Source organism: Streptomyces sp. NPDC030991 (assembly GCF_055571235.1).
The window spans coordinates 159,602-176,600 of the sequence record NZ_JBVIFR010000001.1 but is presented as its reverse complement, the minus strand read 5'-3'; the positions used below and the strand labels follow the sequence as shown (position 1 = coordinate 176,600).

Below are 16,999 nucleotides of genomic sequence, written 5' to 3'. Positions count from 1 at the left end.
CGACAGCGAGGGCGGGCCGTAGGACACGGCCCGCCCTCGCCGTCTTTGCCCCTCAGACCCCCACCGGCCGCGCGTCCTCGGCCTCCGCGGCCACGGGCCGCCGCTCGCCGAGCTGCTCCGTCGGCACCTTGTGGGTCTCCCGCGCCGTGACACCCGCGATCACCGGCGGCACGCACAGCGCGGCCGTGAACAGCGCCACCGCGAACCAGTCGGCGCCGTCGGGCCCCGCGATCCGCGCCGCGAACGTCACCGCGAACCCGGCCACGGCGAAACCGATCTGGGTGCCGATCGCCATGCCGGACAGGCGCACCCGCGTCGGGAACATCTCGCCGTAGAACGACGGCCACACCGCGTTCGCCGCGCTGTAGACGACGCCGAAGGCGAGGATGCCGAAGAGGAACGTCAGCGGGTAGGAGCCCGTCGAGATCGCCCAGAGGTAGCCGAACATCAGCAGGGCGCTGCCCACGGCGCCGGTCAGATAGACGGGACGGCGGCCGACGCGGTCGGCGAGGCGGGCCCAGAGCGGGATCGCGCCGAGCGCCACGACGTTGGCGAGGGCGCCGACCCAGAGCATCGCCGACCGGTCCATGCCGACCGCGTCGCTCGTCGCGTAGGACAGCGCCCACACGGTGAAGATCGTGCTGACCGACGCGACGAGCGCGCCCCCGATCACCCGCAGCACGTCCGCCCAGTGGTCGCGCACCAGCACCACCAGCGGCAGCCGCGCCACCCCGTCCGAGGCGGCGGACTGGCGGGAGAACTCCGGGGTCTCGTGCAGCGTGCGACGGATGACGTAGCCGACGACGGCGACCACGACGCTCAGCCAGAACGGGACACGCCAGCCCCACGACAGGAGCTGGTCCTCCGGCAGGGCCGCGATCGGCAGGAAGACCAGGGTGGCCAGGAGCTGCCCGGCCTGGGTGCCGCTGAGCGTGAAACTCGTGAAGTAGGCGCGGTGGTGCGCGGGGGCGTGCTCCAGCGTCATCGATCCGGCGCTTGCCTGTTCACCGGCGGCCGAGATGCCCTGGAGCACCCGGCACAGGACCAGCAGCACGGGGGCGAGGGCGCCGACCTGGCCGCGCGAGGGCAGACAGCCGATGAGGAACGTCGAGAGGCCCATCAGGACCAGCGTGAACACCATGATCTTGCGGCGGCCGAGCCGGTCGCCGACATGGCCGAGGAAGAACGCGCCGACCGGGCGTGCGGCGTAGGCGACACCGAACGTGGCGAGCGAGAGCAGCGTCGCGTTCGCCGGGTCCGACTCGTCGAAGAACACCTTCGGGAAGACCAGCGCGGCGGCGCTGCCGTAGATGAAGAAGTCGTAGTACTCCAGGGCGCTGCCGATCCAAGCGGCGAGCGCGGCCTTGCGCGGTTGGCCCTGCGGGGTGCGGGGCGGCGCGGCGGGGACGGACACACGGGCTCCTTCGGGGGACGGGAAGGGGAGAGGTGCCGGGGCCCGGTGGGGTGAGCGGGTCGGCGGGCCGGAAGCGCGTCCGGCTAATTAACCCACTGGATAGTTAGTAGCGGGTGGCTACGGATGTTGCGCCGGTGTTTCCCGCCTGTCAAGAGGTCGTGCGGCGCCGGTGGGTGCTCACCGGCCTGCCGGGCGCTCCGCCGTCAGATAGGCGATGACCATGTCGCCGAGCATGGTGCGGTAGTGCTCGCGCCGGTCGCCTGCGGTCAGGTCGCGGCCGAACAGGGCGCCGAACGTATGCCGGTTGGAGACCCGGAAGAAGCAGAACGAACTGATCATCGCGTGCAGGTCGACGGCGTCCACGTCCGCCGTGAAAAGCCCCTGCGAGCGGCCCGCCTCCAGGATCCGCCGGATCACGTCGATGGCGGGCGAGTTGAGGGAACTCAGCGTCTCGGAGGCGGCGATGTGCTCGGCGTCGTGAATGTTCTCGATGCTGACGAGCCGTATGAAGTCCGGGTGGGCCTCGTGGTGGTCGAAGGTCAGCTCGGCGAGCCGGCGGATCGCGGCGACCGGGTCGAGGTGCTCGACGTCCAGATCCCGCTCCGCGTGCCGGATCACCGCGTACGAACGCTCCAGGACGGCCGTGAACAGCTGCTCCTTGCCGCCGAAGTAGTAATAGATCATCCGCTTCGTGGTGCGGGTGCGGGCGGCGATCTCGTCGACGCGCGCCCCGGTGTACCCGGCGCGGGCGAACTCCTCGGTGGCGACCGTGAGGATCTCGGCCTTCGTACGGGCCGCGTCGCGGATGCGGCCCTCGCGTCGCGCCGGTTCTTCGACAGTGGTCATCAGGATCCTTCGGGCGGGCGGACGGCGGGCCTGTGCAGGTGATTGTAGAAGCAGAACGCGAGGCGGCTCCTGGCGCGGCCCTTCCCTCGCGGCGCTCGACTTGATATGAGTAACGAACCAGTTCGTACATTAGCGCCGGATCCCCACCCGGCCAGGAGGTCCCACGTGCCCCAGGACTCGTATCTCGTCGGCCTGATCGGAGCCGGGATCGGCCCCTCGCTCACCCCCGCCCTGCACGAGCGCGAGGCCGACCGGCAGGGGCTGCGCTACCTCTACCGCCTCCTCGACATCGACACCCTCGGCCTGCGCCCGGACGGCGTGGGAGAACTGCTGCGCGCCGCCCGCGACCTCGGCTTCGACGGGCTGAACATCACCCACCCGTGCAAGCAACTCGTCATCGAGCACCTCGACGCCCTGTCACCGGGGGCCGAGGCGCTCGGCGCCGTCAACACCGTGGTGATCGCGGACGGCCGCGCCACCGGCCACAACACGGACGTCACCGGGTTCGCCGCCTCCTTCGCCCGCGGCCTGCCCGAGGCCCGCATGGACCACGTGGTGCAACTGGGCGCCGGGGGAGCGGGCGCCGCCGTCGCACACGCCGTACTCACCCTCGGCGCCGGCCGGATCACCCTCGTCGACGCGGCGCCCGAGCGGGCCGCCGCGCTGGCCGCCTCCCTCGAACAGCACTTCGGCGCCGGACGCGCATCCGCCGCCACGCCCGACGCGCTCGCCGCCCTGCTCGCCGGCGCCGACGGCATCGTCCACGCCACCCCGACCGGCATGGCCGCACACCCAGGACTGCCGTTCCCCGCCGCCCTGCTGCACCCCGGCCTGTGGGTCGCCGAGGTCGTGTACCGGCCCCTGGAGACCGAACTGCTGCGCACCGCCCGCGCCCTCGGCTGCGCGGTGCTCGACGGCGGCGGCATGGCGGTCTTCCAGGCCGTCGACGCGTTCCGGCTCTTCACCGGGCGCGAGCCGGACGCCGGGCGGATGCTCGACCACTTCGCCCGGCTCACCTCACCGGACGGCGAGCTGAGGAGCTCGGGGGCGGCGGCGAGGACCAGCTGACCGCACCTCCGTCGAGCCCACCAGCCGTCCCGAACCCCCACAGGAGTCCGTCGTGCGCACCTCCATCGCCACCGTCTCGCTCAGCGGGTCGCTCACCGAGAAGCTCACCGCCGCCGCCCGCGCCGGGTTCGACGGCGTCGAGATCTTCGAGAACGACCTGCTCGCCAGCCCCCTCACCCCCGAGGAGATCCGCGGCCTCTGCGCCGATCTCGGCCTGGGCATCGACCTGTACCAGCCGGTGCGCGACATCGAGGCCGTGCCCGCCGACCTGTTCGCCGACAACCTGCGCCGCGCCGAGCACAAGTTCCGCGTGGCGCGGCGCCTCGGCGCGGACACCGTCCTCGTCTGCTCCAGCGTCTCCCCGCACGCGGTGGACGACGACGCCCTCGCCACCCGGCAACTGCGGCAACTCGCCGAGCTCGCCGCCGACTCCGGGGTCCGCGTCGCCTACGAGGCGCTCGCCTGGGGCCGCCACGTCAACACCTACGACCACGCCTGGCGCATCGTCGAGGCCGCCGACCACCCGGCCCTCGGCACCTGCCTCGACAGCTTCCACATCCTCTCCCGCAGCCGCGACCCCAAGGACCTCGAAGGCATCGCGGACATCCCCGGCGACAAGGTTTTCTTCCTCCAGCTCGCCGACGCGCCCCTGCTCGCCATGGACATCCTCCAGTGGAGCCGCCACTACCGCTGCTTCCCCGGCCAGGGCGACCTCGACGTCGCGGGGTTGCTGCGCCAGGTGCTGCGTACCGGCTACGCGGGGCCGCTCTCCCTGGAAGTGTTCAACGACGTCTTCCGCCAGGCCGAGGCGGGGCCCACGGCCGTGGACGCCCTGCGCTCCCTCCTCGTCCTCCAAGGAGCCGTCGGCGAAGGGGAGTTGCCGCCTGCCGCCGCGCCCACGGGGGTCGCGTTCGCCGAAGTCGTCACCCCCGACGTAGAACCCGCCGCCGCCCTGCTGACCGCGCTCGGCTTCACCCGCACCGGACGCCACCGCGGCAAACCGGTCGACCTGTGGGAGCAGGGCGCCGCCCGCGTCCTGCTCAACACCGGGCCCGGCGCCCGCCGCGACGGCACGGTCCTCGCCGCCGTCGGCCTGGAGACCCCCGACCCGGCCGCCGCCGCCCGCCGCGCCGAGGCGCTGCTCGCGCCCGTGCTGCCGCGCCGCCGCTCCACCGGTGACGTCCTGCTCGACGCCGTCGCCGCCCCCGACGGCACCGAACTCTTCTTCTGCGCCACCGACCGGCCAGGGCTCCCCAGCTGGACCGGCGACTTCACGCCCACCGGCGAACAGCCGGACGAAGACACCGGCGTCCGCGGCATCGACCACCTCGCACTGAGCCAGCCCTGGCACCAGTTCGACGAGGCGACCCTGTTCCACCGGGGCGTCCTCGGCCTCGACGCCCAGCAGAGCGTCGACGTCGCCGACCCCTACGGACTGCTCCGCAGCCGCGCCTTCACCAGCGCCGACGGCGCCGTCCGCATCGCCCTCGGCGTCGGCCCGGCCCCCGGCGACGAGCACGCCCGCGCCCAGCACATCGCCCTCGCCACCGACGACGTCGTCGCGGCGGCCCGCCGCTTCCGCGCGGCCGGCGGACACCTGCTGCCCATGCCGGCCAACTACTACGACGACCTCGCCGCACGGTACGAGTTCGCCCCGGGCGAGCTGGAGACGTACCAGGAGCTCGACATCCTCTACGACCGGGACAGCCACGGTGTCTTCCGGCACTGCTACACGCACACCCTGGGCCGCGTCTTCTTCGAACTGACCCAGCGCTCCACGGGCTACCGCGGGTACGGCGCGCAGAACGCCCCCGTGCGGCTCGCGGCCCAGCACGGATCGGGGGCGGTGCCACGGACTGCGATCGGATAACGAGCACCGCGATCTCATCTGACCCCAAGAGAACCGGCATACGCTCAAGAAACGACGGGAGCGACTGACGAGACGCCGGGCGGGGAGCGCATGAGCGGGACGACGGGGCGTGACGGGCGGGTGCTGCCCGCTCTGCCGTACTGCGTGATGGCCTTCGTGGCCGCCGTCGAAGCGGCGACGCCCACCGGGTTCGGCCTGCTGCCCCTCATGTCGCTGGGCCCGGCCTTCGCGGGCCTCGTCGGCAGCAAACGACGCACCGCCCGCATCGGCGCCCTGGCCGTCCTGCTGTGCGTCGGGCTCGCCGCCTGCGACGGCACGCTGGGCCGGCGACGCGTCTACATCGCGGCGGTCAGCATCGCCGGCGTGACCGCGGCCGGGCTGCTCGCGGTGGCCCTCAGGGAGCGCCGCGACGCCGAACTGGCCAGTGTCCGCTCCATCGCGGAGGTCGCACAGCGGGTGCTGCTGCGGCCGGTGCCGCGCGTCGCGGGCGAACTGCGCGTGGCGGTCTCCTACACCTCGGCCGTGGCCCAGGCGCGGATCGGCGGCGACCTGTACGAGGTCGTGGTGGCCCCCGGCAGCACCCGGGCCGTCATCGGGGACGTACAGGGCAAGGGCCTGGAGGCCGTGGAGACCGCCGCGCTCGTCCTCGGCGCCTTCCGCGAGGCCGCCCACGACGAGCCCGGACTGGCCGGCCTCGGCCGCAGACTGGCGCGCGCCGTCGACCGGGAGCTGGACGGCGAGCGGTTCGTCAGCGCCCTGCTCGTCGAGGTGCCGAGGGGCGGCCGCGACGTCACCTTCCTCAACTTCGGGCACCCCGCCCCGCTGATCGTGCGCGCCGACGGCACCGCGCTGTTCCCGGAGCCGCCCCAGTACGCGCTGCCGCTCGGCCTGAGCATGCACGGCGGGGAGCGGCCGACCCCGTACACCGTCCCCTTCGCACCCGGCGACCAACTCCTGCTGTACACCGACGGGGTGAGCGAGGCACGGGACGGGGCCGGCGACTTCTACCCGCTGGCGGAGCGCGGGGCCCTGCTCAAGGACCCCGACGCCGAAGCCGCCATCGAGCGGCTGCGCTCGGACCTCGTGGACCACGCGAAGGGTCCGCTGCACGACGACGCGGCGATGCTGCTGCTCCGCCACCGCGAGCCCTGACCCGCCCGGCGTCCGGCTACGTCGCGGCCTGCTCGGCCACCTGCTGGAGCCGGTCACGGTACCGCTGCCACCAGGCCGGATCGTTCGACGACAGACTGTCGTTGTCCTCGCGCCACCCCACCGCGCCGTCGAGGCCCTCCCGCAGGATGTCGGCGTGCCCGGCATGGCGCTGCGTGTCGCCCAGCACCCTGACCAGCACGTGATGCAGCGTCACCGCATTGCGTTCCTGCGGCCACCACGCCACCGTGCCGACCGTGTCCAGGGGGAGTTCACGGATCGCGGCGTCGGCGTGGGCCCAGGCTCGCCGGTAGCGTTCCACGATCAGTTCGCGCGTTTCGTCGGGGGTGGCGTACAGATCGTCGTCCGGGCCGGGCATCGGTTCGCCGTGCGGCCTGCCGAAGGTGTCGCAGAGGTACCCCAGTTCCACCGCGGTCACATGCTTGACCAGGCCCAGCAGGTTGGTGCCGGTCGGCGTCAGCGGGCGGCGGACGTCGTACTCCGAGAGGCCCTCCAGCTTCCACAGCAGCGCGTCGCGGGCCTGCTGGAGGTACAGGAGCAGGTCCTTCTTCTGTTCGCTCTCGCTCATGCCGGGAGTCTGCCCTGCCCCCCCCGGCCCGGCCCAAGGGGGGCACCGGGTGCGGGCAGTCGCGGCTCAGCGGCCGTTCGCGGAGAAGTGCTGGTAGTCGGGGTGCGCCCAGCGAGCCCCCCACGGCCAGCCGATGTCGCGCATCGCCGTGGTCACCGCGTCCCCGGCGCGCAGCATGCCCGGGTCCCGCCTGCGCCGGTCGAGGAAGGGGGCACCGGCCGCCGGATGCACCTGGCCGCGCACGTCCACGTACGGGTTCTCCAGGGTGTTGATGTCGACGGCGTCACCGTAGGAGTGCTGGGAGAGCACCCCCGGATTCCCGGTCACCTCACGGCAGTTGAAGGCGGAGGTGTTGTCGTCGGCCATCGCCGCGATGTCGCTGCCGTCGTACGCCGCCAGGGTCCGCATCCTGCGGATCGGGAACCGTGCGGCGAACGCCTTCTCGAAGACGTACACCACCTTGTCGGCCACGGCCTGGTGCACGACGATCTCGCCGCGGCGCACCTGCCCGTCGAACCCCCAGTGGTCGAGCCGGATCAGGCGGAGCCGGTCCGGGCCGACCGGGCAGCCGCGATGCCAGGTACGGCCCAGCTGGGCGGCGGTGACACCACTGACCTCGTACGTGAAACGGGGCGGTGGGGCAGCCGCGGCGCGGGCCGGGGCGGAGCCCGCCGGCGGAACGGACACCATGGCGAGCACCGCGGCGAGAGCGGCCGTCAACAGGAGGAAGCGGAATCGGTGGGGCACCGGGTCAACGTAGAGGGCGCGTCCCGCGCGGCCCCCGTGAAACGCCGGGACTGCTGCGTACGAGACCCCCTGGCACCATCCGGGCCACGCCCCGCGGGAGGCGCGGCGGCCGATTGTCAGTGGCGCCTGCGAGGGTGGAGGGCATGGACGAGGAGGAGTTCATGCGGGGCCGGGTGTACGGGGCGGACCACGAGGACGCGGGCCCGCGGCCCTGGCGTACCTACGCGCAGCTGGTGGGCGGCCCGCTCGACGGGCTGCTCCTGGACGTCACCGAGCGGTCCGCCGAGGAAGCGCGCGGTGTCGTCGCGCTCCTGACCGAACTGGGCGCGTTCGGCCCCGGGGGCCGCGCGCTGTACGGGCCGGTGGACGCCGCCGGGCGCCGTCTCGCCTGGCAGGGCGATGCGCCGTGACGCCGGGCGGAGGGAGGGTGAGCGCGTCGACCTGACAGCGGCGTGACGTCCGCAGCCGCGGGGCGCGCGATCGCCGAAAGTTTTTCGGCAGGTCGGGCGGCTCCCATCCGGCCGCCCCTGACCGGCGGCCGGACGGACGGGCCCGGTCAGGCGCCCGGCGCCGGCTCCGACGTCAGCCGGGCGTGCAGCCCGCGACGGTGGTCGACCTCCCGGACGGCGCCGGTGAGCGTGACGCGCGCGGTCAGCAGGGGCCGGGTGCTCGACGCGCTCAGCCGCAGCTCCAGCTCGCCGGGCTCGACGATCCGCCGGCCCGCGCGCCCGGTGAACGAGGCCAGATCGGCCGGGACCCTCGCCCGGACCCGCACCGCCTCGCCCGGCGCCAGCTCGTCGAGGCGTACGTAGCCGACGAGCCGCTGGACGGGCTGCACCACCGAGGCCACCGGGTCGTGCAGATACAGCTGGACGACCTCGGTGCCGGGCCGCGCCCCGGTGTTGCGGACCGTGCACGCGATCTCGAACTCGCCGTCGGTGGCGGCCACGCGGTTCGCCACCTCCAGCTCGCTCCACTCGAACGTCGTGTACGTCAGCCCGTGGCCGAACCCGAAGACCGGGCCCGGATCGAGGTTCGACACCTCGGAGGCGTGCCCGAGCCGCGCCGCGAGATACGTCGCGGGCTGCGCCCCGGCCTGTCGGGGGACACCGACCGGCAACCGGCCCGAGGGGCGGACGCGACCGCTGAGGATGCCGGCCAGCGCGCGCGTGCCCTCCTCGCCGGGGAAGAAGGTCTGCACGACGGCGGCGGCCTCGTCCGCCGCCCGGCCCAGGACGTAGGGGCGCCCGGCGAGCAGCGTCACGACGACGGGCGTACCGGTGTCCAACAGCGCGTCGAGCAGCTCCTGTTGCGCCCCGGGCAGGTCGAGGGAGGCGGCGTCGCAGCCCTCGCCGCTGGTGCCGCGCCCGAAGAGGCCGGCCCGGTCGCCGAGCGCCGCGACGACGACGTCGGCGCCGCGCGCCAGCTCGACGGCCGCGGCGAACTCCGCCCCGCGCGGTGCGTCCACGTCGTCGAGCCCGCGCGCCGTGACGATCTCGGACCCGGGGAACTCCGCCATCAACGCCTCGTGCAGCGTGGGCAGTTCGATGCCGAGCGGGGTGTCCGGCGTACGGCTGCCGACGTGCACAGGGAAGGAGTAGCAGCCCAGCACGGCCGTGGGCACCTCGGCGAGCGGACCGATCACGGCGACGCGGGCCGGCGGGTTCGGCGCGAGGGGCAGCGTGCCGTCGTTGGCCAGGAGCACCACGGCCTCCTCGGCGACGCGGCGGGCCAGCTCGCGGTTGCCCTCGGGGTCCAGGTCGACCGTGCCCCGCGCCCGCTCCGCCGCGACGCGCGCGAGGGCGGCGGGGGCCGGGTCCCAGTCCGGGTCGAGGAGGCCGAGCTCGGCCTTCTGGGCGAGGACCCGGCGGGCCGCACGGTCCACCAGGCGCTCGGGTACGGACCCGTCCGCGATCGCCTTGCGCAGGGGCTCACCGAAGGTCTTCACCGTCGGCAGCTCCACGTCGACGCCGGCCGCGAGCGCGGCACCGGCCGCCTCCCCGAGGGAACCCGCCACGCCGTGCAGGGTCTGGAGGAACGCGATGCCGAAGTAGTCGGCGACGACCGTCCCCCCGAAGCCCCAGGTGTCCCGGAGCAGTCCGGTCAGAAGCTCTTCGTCGGCCGCGGACGGGATGCCGTCGGTGTCGGTGTAGGCGTGCATCACGGACCGCACGCCGCTCTCCCGCACGGCCATCTCGAACGGGGCCAGCACCACGTCCGCGAACTCGCGGCTCCCCATGGAGACCGGGGCGAGATTCCGTCCGGCCCGGGACGCGGAGTACCCGGCGAAATGCTTGAGCGTGGCGACGGTCCCGGTGGACTCCAGGCCCTGGATGTAGGCGGTGGCGATCGTGCCGACGAGGTAGGGGTCCTCGCCGATCGTCTCCTCGACGCGGCCCCAGCGGACGTCGCGTACGACGTCCAGGACCGGGGCGAGGCCCTGGTGGACGCCGACCGAGCGCAGGTCGCGCCCGATCGCCGCGGCCATCTCGCGGACCAGGCCCGGGTCGAAGGTGGCGCCCCAGGACAGCGGTACCGGATAGGCGGTGGCGCCCCAGGCGGCGAACCCGGCCAGGCACTCCTCGTGGGCGAGGGCGGGGATGCCGAACCGGTTGGCCGCGGCGATCCTGCGCTGCGTCCGCGCCAGCGAGAGCGCGCCGAGGGCCGGGTCCACGGGCGCGGTGCCGAACGGCCGGGTCAACTGGCCGAGCCCGTGCGGGAGCAGCTCGTCGAGGTCGACCGCCTCCTCCATGTCGTGCTGGTACGGGGCGACGTCGCCGCCCTCGGCGGAGGCCCCCACCCAGACGCCGAAGAGCTGGGCGATCTTCTCCTCGAGGGACATCTCGGCGAGCAGGGCGTCGGCCCGGTCCGCGGGGGCGGCGCTCGGATCGCGCCACAGCGGGGCGGGGGACGCGTCGGGTGCTCGGTCCGCTCGGGTCATGTGGTCGGTCACTTTCCTCCGACTCCCATCAGCCCCTGGACCAGGGCACGACGGGCGAACAGGTAGACGATCAGGATGGGGAGCATGGACAGCACGACCGCGGAGAGCAGGCCAGGGATGTCGACGCCGTGTTCGGTCTGGAAGTCGTAGAGACCCATGGTGATGACCTTGGAGTCCGCGGACTGGGTGAGGACCAGCGGGAAGAGGAAGCCGTTCCACGCCTGGAGCGCGGAGTACACGGTGATGGTCGAGAGGCCGCTGCGGGAGAGCGGCAGCACCAGACGGAAGAAGGTCCGCCACGGTGAGGCGCCGTCCACGGTCATCGCCTCGTACAGTTCGGGCGTGATGTCCCGCATGGCCCCGGTCAGGATGAGCGTGCACACGGGCATGGCGAAGGCGGCCGTCGGCAGGATGACGCCGATGAGGTGGTCGTAGAGGCCGGCCTCGCTGATCACGTAGAACATCGGCACGATGACGGCCTGCGCGGGGATGGCGAGGCCCAGCAGGAAGAGCCGGAAGACCCCGCCGGTGAGCCGGCCGCTGCCGCGCACGATGGCGTACGCGAGCGGCGGCACGAGCAGCAGGACGATGCCGACCACGCAGACCGTGACGAGAAGGGTGTTGACGAAGTACTGGCCGAAGCCGCTGTTGAAGTTGTTGACGTAGTTGTCGAGCGTGAAGTGCTTCGGGAGGGACAGCGGGCCGTTGCCGCCGTAGTCGGAGCGCGACTGGAACGTGGCGACCAGCATCACGTACAGCGGCAGTCCGACCAGGAACAGCCAGACCAACGAGCCGAATCCGGCGAGGTAGTTGGGGCTCTCCCGGCGCCTTGACCCGGTCTTGGTACCGCTCACAGGCCCTCCATCTGGCTGCGCATCTTGTCGTAGCCGGACAGCCGCACCATGACGAGCGAGACGAGCGTGGCGACGAGGACCAGGAGGAGGCCGACCGCGGAGGCCGAGCCGTAGTCGAAGCTCTTGAACGCCTTCTGGTACATGTAGTACGCGCTGATGGTGGTGTCCGTGCCGGGCCCGCCCTGGGTGAGGATGAGCACCGTGTCGAACGTGGTGAGGCCGCCGACCACCATCAGGATCGTCGAGGTGATGATGCTGTTGCGCAGCTGCGGCAGGGTGATGTGGAAGAACTGGCGCACGGTGCCCGCGCCGTCGATCTGCGCCGCCTGGTAGAGGACCGGCGGCACGGCGCGGGCGGCGCCCTGGTAGATCAGCGTGTGCAGCGGCGTGAACTGCCACGTGCTCACGAACACGAGAACGCCGATGGCGGTGGACTGGTGCCCGAAGAGGTTGCCGTCACCGAACAGCCACGTGGCCTGGGCCGGAACCCCGAAGTTCGGGTCGAGGACGGCCCGCCACAGGACGGACACGGCGGCCGCCGACAGCAGCAGGGGCACGAAGTAGATCGCGGACAGGACGGCCCGGTTGCGCTGGTGCCCGGCGGCCCAGACGCCGAGGAGGAGACTGAGCGGCGTCTGTACGGCGACGCCCAGCACGGTCAGCAGGACGCTCAGCCACAGGCTTTCCAGCATCACCGGATCGGCGAAGATCTTGCGCCAGTTGTCGAGGCCGACGAACTCCGGGTCCGTCAGACCGTTCCAGCTGGCGAACGACAGGACGGCGACCAGGACGAGGGGAACGAGGGCGAAGAGGCCGAAGAACACGGCGGCGGGGACCGCCCAGCCGACGCCGGGACGGCCCACCCCGGCGCCGTGCCCGCCGCCGCGCGTGGCGGTCGAGGGCGCGCGCAGCCGCTTGCCGGGGGCGCGCCGGTCGGTCATGAGGTCACTGGTCATGAGGTGGGCAGGGCCTGCATCGCCTTGATGAAGCCGTCCTCGTCCAGCTGTCCGTTGAAGAACTGCTGGACGGCCTGGTACATGGCGGTCGCCGCGGACTGCGGGTACGCCTGGTCCCACGACAGCTGGAAGGACGGCGCCTTCTTCACCAGGTCGTACTGGAACTTCGCGTAGTCGGGGCTCGCGGCCTCGTCGAGGTGCTCGGCCGTGTTCGTCGTGGTGGGCAGGTTGCCGATGCCGAGGTGCGCCTTCACGAACGTGTCCGAGTACTGCAACTTGAGGAACTCCGCGACGGCGTCGGGGTACTTCGTCTTCTTGAGGACCGAGTAGAAGTTGTTGGTGTTGCCGACGAGGTCGCCGGCCTCACCCTTGCCGCCGGTGACCGTCGGGAAGGAGGTGTATCCGAAGTCCTTCTTGGCGAACGCGGGGTGCGCCTCCTGCTGGGTCGAGTACTCCCAGGAGCCCATCAGCTCGAATCCGGCCTTGCCGGTGGCGAGCAGCGTCGCCGAACCCTGGTCGGTGAACTTCACGGAGTCGTAGTTGGAGCCGAACGCGCCGGCGTCGACCAGCTGCCGGATCATGCCGAGCGCCTTCTTGCTGTCGGCGCTCTCCCAGGCCGACTTGTCGCCCTTGACCGCCTTCTGGAACAGGTCGGGCCCCGCGATGCGGTCGTAGAGGTACTCGAACCACATCAGGGTCGGCCACCGGTCGCCGCCGCCGAGCGCGATCGGCGTCACACCTTCGGACTTGAGCGCCTTGACGGCGGTGAGCAGCTCGTCCCACGTCCTGGGCGGTTCGACACCCGCCTTGTCGAGGACCTTCTTGTTGTGGAAGAGCAGGACCGGCTGGGTGCCGCGCATGGGGACGCCGTACGGCTTTCCGTCGACCAGGGCGCTGTTGAACACGGACGGCAGGAAGTTCGACTTCAGCCCCGGGTCCTTCGCGATGAAGTCGTCCAGGGGCAGCAGCAGCCCCGCGTCGACGAACGGCTTGATGCTGCCGCCGCCCCAGTTGTAGAAGACATCAGGGGCCTGCTTGCTACTGATGATCGTCTGCAGCTTGGCCTGGTAGTCGGCGCCAGGAATGGTGTCCAGGACCGCCTTGACCTTCGACTTCTTGTTGAAGTCGGCGATCAGTTGCTTCTCCACCTTGTTGGCCGAGTCCCCGTACACCAGGACGTGGATCTTGCCGTCGCCCCCGCCGACCGAGTCGGAGTCCCCGCATCCCGCAAGGGTGAGCAGCAAGGCCAGTGCCGCTCCGCCTGCGGCGACAGACCTGGGCAGCCGTGCGCGTCGAGTCATGGTTTCGCCCTCCCGAAAATCTTTCGGCTCAAGTACCGAAAGTTCACACGTCGGGACGCTAGGTGTCGCCCATGGAGGGGTCAACCCCGAGTAGCCGAGTTACCAAAGTGTTACGAGGCGGGGGCGGTTGACGGTGCCTTATGCTCCTCAACATGCGAGATGACGAGGAGTTGGGCCGGATCACCCTGGCGCAGGTGGCCCAGGAGGCGGGGGTCTCCATTTCGACAGTTTCGAAAGTGCTCAACGGGCGTCAGGACGTCGCGGGCCAGACGCGGGTCAGGGTGGAGCGCCTTCTGGAGGAGCACGCCTACCGGCGCACGACGCGCGCCGCCCGCGAGGCCCCGCTCATCGAGCTCGTCTTCCACGAGCTGGAGAGCGTCTGGGCGCTGGAGCTCATCCGCGGCGTGGAGAAGGTCGCCAAGGCGCATCAGGCCAGCGTGGTGCTGACCGAGAGCGGCACGCGCCAGGCGCCGGGCCCCGAGTGGATCGAGGGCGTGCTGCAGCGCAGGCCGCGCGGCGTGGTCCTGGTCTTCTCGGCGCTGCCCACCGAGGTCAAGCAGCGCCTGCGGTCGCGCTCCATCCCGTTCGTCATCATCGACCCGGCGGGCGACCCCGACCCCGACGTGCCCTCGGTCGGCTCGGCCAACTGGAACGGCGGACTGGTCGCCACCCGGCACCTGATCGAACTCGGCCACCGCCGCATCGGCATCATCACCGGCCCCGGTGACATGCTCTGCTCGCTGGCCCGCCTCGACGGCTACCGCTCGGCGTTGAGCATGGCCGGGCTCCCCGCCGACCCCGACCTCGTGCGGTACGGCGACTTCCACGTCGAGGGCGGCCGCGAGCGCGCCGTGGACCTGCTCGACCTGCCCGAACCGCCGACCGCCATTTTCGCGGGCAGCGACCTTCAGGCGCTCGGCGCCCTGGAGGCCGCCCGCCTGCGCGGCCTGCGCGTCCCGGAGGACCTGTCCGTGGTCGGCTACGACGACGTGCCCCTGGCCCAGTGGTCGAGCCCGGCCCTGACGACGGTGCACCAGCCGCTGCGGCAGATGGCCGAGGAAGCGGTGCACATGCTCATGCGGCTGCGCATGCGGGAACCGGTGACGACGCGGCTCGAACTGGCGACGAGCCTCGTCGTACGGAAGAGCACGGCGGCGCCGACCGCGTAGCCGACCGGCCCCGGGGGAGACGGTGGGCCCCGCGCGGGGGGACGGCCGGATGAATTACGTGTACATGCCTTGACTGGCGGTCTCGGCCACACGCACCGTTGCGGGGGCTTCATCCGCCCGCTGTCCGTCAGGTGAGGTGTCCCGTGGGGGGTTCGTGAACAGCAGACTGCTCGGCGTGGCCGCGGCACTGTCCGTCCTCGCCGTCCGGGGGCCCGGGACCGCGCCGGCGACCTCGGCGCCCCGGCAAGAAGCGCACCGGGGACCGACGGGAGCCGCCATGACCGCCGCACCGATCCGCCGCACCAGCTGCCTGCTGCTCGTCCTGGCCGCGCTGTTGTTCACCCTGACGCCGCGCACACCGGCGTCGGCGCATCCCCGGGGCGGCGCCGAGGTCGTCGCCGTCGAACAGGTCGCCGACCGCCAGGTGGATCTGTCCGTACGCTCCCCGGCGCTCGGCGACCGCACGGTAGGCGTCCGCCTCCTCACCCCCGACGGCTGGAACCCGGAGGACCGCCACCGGCACTGGCCGACCCTGTGGCTGCTGCACGGCTGCTGCGGCGACTACACGTCGTGGACGGACATGACCGACGTCGCCGGTGTCGAGAGCCTGCGCGACGTCCTCGTGGTGATGCCGGAGGCCGGCTGGAACGGCTGGTACAGCGACTGGTGGAACCAGGGCCGGGGCGCCGCTCCCGCCTGGGAGACCTTCCACACGCAGGAGTTGCGCCGGCTCCTCGAACGCGACTGGGGAGCGGGCAGCCGCCGCGTCGTGGCGGGCCTGTCGATGGGCGGCCAGGGAGCACTGATGTACGCCGCCCGCCACCCGGGCATGTTCAAGGCGGCCGCGGCGTACTCCGGTTCCGTGCACCCGCTCCTGAACGACGAGTCCGTCGACCGCGTCATGGGCTTCTTCGCGGGCCAGGGCGGCGACCCGCGCGACGTCTGGGGCGACCCTGTCGCCCAGCGCGACATCTGGGCGGCCCACGACCCCTACCACCTGGCCCGGCGCCTCACGTCGCTCCCCGTCTACCTGTCGTGCGGCGACGGCACCACCGGCCCGCTGGACGCGCCGGGCGCCACCAGCGACCTGGAAGCCGACTTCGGCCGCCAGAACCAGGCCCTCGCGGACCGGCTCGACCGCCTGGGCGCCCGCCGCCTGACCACCCACTTCTACGGCCCGGGAACCCACGGCTGGGCGTACTGGCAGCGCGAGTTGCACGCCTCGCTGCCAATGCTGCTCAGGGGGCTGCGGGCCGGCCACTGACACCGGCCGCCGCCGGTGCGCTACGGCTTGCGGCCGATCCCGCCGAAGCTGCTGACCGGTGCCGGGAGACCGGCGCCGTCGGTCGCGGGCCGCCACCGGGAGACGGAGGTCAGGCCGGGCTCCACGAGGTCGAGACCGTCGAAGAACCGGGCGAGCTGCGCCGGGGTGCGGTTGACCCGCGGGTTGTCGCTGGTGCTGTTCCACTGCTCGACCATCGCGCGGGTGGCCTCCGGGTGGTACTCCGCGGTGCTGTCGCACAGGACCAGGTGACTGCCGGCGGGCAGCGCGCTCTTGAGCTCCTCGACGAGGGTGTAGGCGTGGTCGTCGGTGACATGGGCGACGACACCGAGAAGCATCAGCGCGACCGGACGGCCGAGGTCCAGGGTGTGCGCGGCCTGGCGGAGGATGCTCGCGGTGTCGCGCAGATCCGCCTCGATGTAGTCGGTGGCGCCCTGCGGCGTGCTGGTCAGCAGGGCCTCGGCGTGGCGCAGGACGACCGGGTCGTGGTCGACGTAGACGATCCGGGCGGTGGGATCGAGGCGCTGGGCGACGTCATGGGTGTTGTCGATGGTGGGCAGCCCGGTGCCGACGTCGAGGAACTGGAGGATGCCCGCGTGCCGCACGAGGTGGGCGACGGCCCGCGCCAGGAAAGCGCGCTGCGCCCGGGCCACCTGCACGATCTCCGGGTTGACCGCCTGGATGGCATCGCCGACCTCGCGGTCGATCTCGTAGCAGTCCTTGCCGCCGAGCCAGTAGTTCCAGATCCGGGCCGAGTGCGGTGCCTGGCCGTCCGCCAGCGGTTTGTCCTGGGTCACGAGCAGCTCCGTGGGT

Annotated in this window: 15 protein-coding genes; 6 read left to right on the top strand and 9 right to left on the bottom strand. The window is 72.3% G+C overall.

Features of this window, described 5'->3' with window-relative positions:
- Positions 1-52 precede the first annotated feature (52 nt).
- Positions 53-1,414 carry an MFS transporter gene (locus ACZ45E_RS00825; protein ID WP_468214854.1) on the bottom strand — a complete coding sequence of 454 codons (1,362 nt, stop codon included), beginning with the start codon at positions 1,412-1,414 and terminating at the stop codon, positions 53-55.
- Positions 1,415-1,591: 177 nt separating this feature from the next.
- On the bottom strand, positions 1,592-2,260 hold the full coding sequence (locus tag ACZ45E_RS00820) for a TetR/AcrR family transcriptional regulator (protein WP_468214852.1): 669 nt from the start codon (positions 2,258-2,260) through the stop codon (positions 1,592-1,594).
- Positions 2,261-2,425: 165 nt separating this feature from the next.
- Here ACZ45E_RS00820 and ACZ45E_RS00815 point away from each other — a divergent pair, with 165 nt between their 5' ends.
- The 3 genes from ACZ45E_RS00815 (at position 2,426) to ACZ45E_RS00805 (ending at position 6,350) form a co-directional block, all read left to right on the top strand.
- Positions 2,426-3,328 (top strand): shikimate dehydrogenase, encoded by a 903-nt coding sequence (locus tag ACZ45E_RS00815; protein ID WP_468214849.1) that lies wholly within the window; start codon positions 2,426-2,428, stop codon positions 3,326-3,328.
- Between the two features lie 52 nt (positions 3,329-3,380).
- Entirely contained in the window at positions 3,381-5,198 is a 1,818-nt protein-coding gene (locus ACZ45E_RS00810) for a bifunctional sugar phosphate isomerase/epimerase/4-hydroxyphenylpyruvate dioxygenase family protein (protein WP_468214847.1), read from the top strand.
- A 90-nt stretch (positions 5,199-5,288) separates the two neighbouring features.
- Positions 5,289-6,350, top strand: a complete 1,062-nt coding sequence (locus ACZ45E_RS00805; RefSeq protein ID WP_468214845.1) for a PP2C family protein-serine/threonine phosphatase — start codon at positions 5,289-5,291, stop codon at positions 6,348-6,350.
- Between the two features lie 16 nt (positions 6,351-6,366).
- Here ACZ45E_RS00805 and ACZ45E_RS00800 read toward each other — a convergent pair whose 3' ends face one another.
- Both ACZ45E_RS00800 and ACZ45E_RS00795 read right to left on the bottom strand, forming a co-directional pair.
- Positions 6,367-6,936, bottom strand: coding sequence for a DinB family protein (locus ACZ45E_RS00800; RefSeq protein WP_468214843.1), 570 nt, complete (start codon positions 6,934-6,936; stop codon positions 6,367-6,369).
- A gap of 66 nt (positions 6,937-7,002) precedes the next feature.
- Positions 7,003-7,683 carry a M15 family metallopeptidase gene (locus ACZ45E_RS00795; protein ID WP_468214841.1) on the bottom strand — a complete coding sequence of 227 codons (681 nt, stop codon included), beginning with the start codon at positions 7,681-7,683 and terminating at the stop codon, positions 7,003-7,005.
- Positions 7,684-7,826: 143 nt separating this feature from the next.
- Here ACZ45E_RS00795 and ACZ45E_RS00790 point away from each other — a divergent pair, with 143 nt between their 5' ends.
- Positions 7,827-8,093: a hypothetical protein gene (locus ACZ45E_RS00790; RefSeq protein ID WP_468214839.1), complete on the top strand. Its 267-nt coding sequence runs from the start codon at positions 7,827-7,829 to the stop codon at positions 8,091-8,093.
- 146 nt (positions 8,094-8,239) lie between these two features.
- Here ACZ45E_RS00790 and ACZ45E_RS00785 read toward each other — a convergent pair whose 3' ends face one another.
- From ACZ45E_RS00785 to ACZ45E_RS00770, 4 genes are read right to left on the bottom strand one after another with little or no spacing between them, the layout of a single operon-like run.
- A complete protein-coding gene (locus ACZ45E_RS00785) occupies positions 8,240-10,624 on the bottom strand; it encodes a beta-xylosidase/alpha-l-arabinosidase (protein WP_468214837.1) in 2,385 nt (794 codons plus the stop codon).
- An 8-nt stretch (positions 10,625-10,632) separates the two neighbouring features.
- Positions 10,633-11,478, bottom strand: a complete 846-nt coding sequence (locus tag ACZ45E_RS00780; RefSeq protein WP_468214834.1) for a carbohydrate ABC transporter permease — start codon at positions 11,476-11,478, stop codon at positions 10,633-10,635.
- Positions 11,475-12,434 (bottom strand): carbohydrate ABC transporter permease, encoded by a 960-nt coding sequence (locus ACZ45E_RS00775; protein ID WP_468214831.1) that lies wholly within the window; start codon positions 12,432-12,434, stop codon positions 11,475-11,477. Before ACZ45E_RS00775 ends, ACZ45E_RS00780 begins: the two co-directional genes overlap by 4 nt.
- Positions 12,431-13,735 (bottom strand): ABC transporter substrate-binding protein, encoded by a 1,305-nt coding sequence (locus ACZ45E_RS00770; protein ID WP_468214828.1) that lies wholly within the window; start codon positions 13,733-13,735, stop codon positions 12,431-12,433. The genes ACZ45E_RS00775 and ACZ45E_RS00770 overlap by 4 nt, the downstream gene beginning before the upstream one ends.
- A gap of 140 nt (positions 13,736-13,875) precedes the next feature.
- On the opposite strand from ACZ45E_RS00770, the gene ACZ45E_RS00765 reads away from it, so the two are divergent.
- Both ACZ45E_RS00765 and ACZ45E_RS00760 read left to right on the top strand, forming a co-directional pair.
- Complete coding sequence (locus tag ACZ45E_RS00765; protein ID WP_468214826.1) at positions 13,876-14,904, top strand: LacI family DNA-binding transcriptional regulator; 1,029 nt, start codon at positions 13,876-13,878, stop codon at positions 14,902-14,904.
- 277 nt (positions 14,905-15,181) lie between these two features.
- Positions 15,182-16,168, top strand: a complete 987-nt coding sequence (locus ACZ45E_RS00760; RefSeq protein WP_468214824.1) for an alpha/beta hydrolase — start codon at positions 15,182-15,184, stop codon at positions 16,166-16,168.
- A gap of 20 nt (positions 16,169-16,188) precedes the next feature.
- Here the strand turns inward: ACZ45E_RS00760 and ACZ45E_RS00755 are convergent, their stop codons facing one another.
- Complete coding sequence (locus ACZ45E_RS00755; RefSeq protein ID WP_468214822.1) at positions 16,189-16,983, bottom strand: SAM-dependent methyltransferase; 795 nt, start codon at positions 16,981-16,983, stop codon at positions 16,189-16,191.
- Positions 16,984-16,999 lie beyond the last annotated feature (16 nt).

What these genes read in the sequence shown, in the direction of transcription:
- ACZ45E_RS00820 (WP_468214852.1), bottom strand. Translation starts at nt 2,260, where the DNA reads ATGACCACTGTCGAAGAACCGGCGCGACGCGAGGGCCGCATCCGCGAC.
- ACZ45E_RS00805 (WP_468214845.1), top strand. Translation starts at nt 5,289, where the DNA reads ATGAGCGGGACGACGGGGCGTGACGGGCGGGTGCTGCCCGCTCTGCCG.
- ACZ45E_RS00800 (WP_468214843.1), bottom strand. Translation starts at nt 6,936, where the DNA reads ATGAGCGAGAGCGAACAGAAGAAGGACCTGCTCCTGTACCTCCAGCAG.
- ACZ45E_RS00790 (WP_468214839.1), top strand. Translation starts at nt 7,827, where the DNA reads ATGGACGAGGAGGAGTTCATGCGGGGCCGGGTGTACGGGGCGGACCAC.
- ACZ45E_RS00785 (WP_468214837.1), bottom strand. Translation starts at nt 10,624, where the DNA reads ATGACCCGAGCGGACCGAGCACCCGACGCGTCCCCCGCCCCGCTGTGG.
- ACZ45E_RS00775 (WP_468214831.1), bottom strand. Translation starts at nt 12,434, where the DNA reads ATGACCAGTGACCTCATGACCGACCGGCGCGCCCCCGGCAAGCGGCTG.
- ACZ45E_RS00770 (WP_468214828.1), bottom strand. Translation starts at nt 13,735, where the DNA reads ATGACTCGACGCGCACGGCTGCCCAGGTCTGTCGCCGCAGGCGGAGCG.
- ACZ45E_RS00765 (WP_468214826.1), top strand. Translation starts at nt 13,876, where the DNA reads ATGCTCCTCAACATGCGAGATGACGAGGAGTTGGGCCGGATCACCCTG.
- ACZ45E_RS00760 (WP_468214824.1), top strand. Translation starts at nt 15,182, where the DNA reads ATGACCGCCGCACCGATCCGCCGCACCAGCTGCCTGCTGCTCGTCCTG.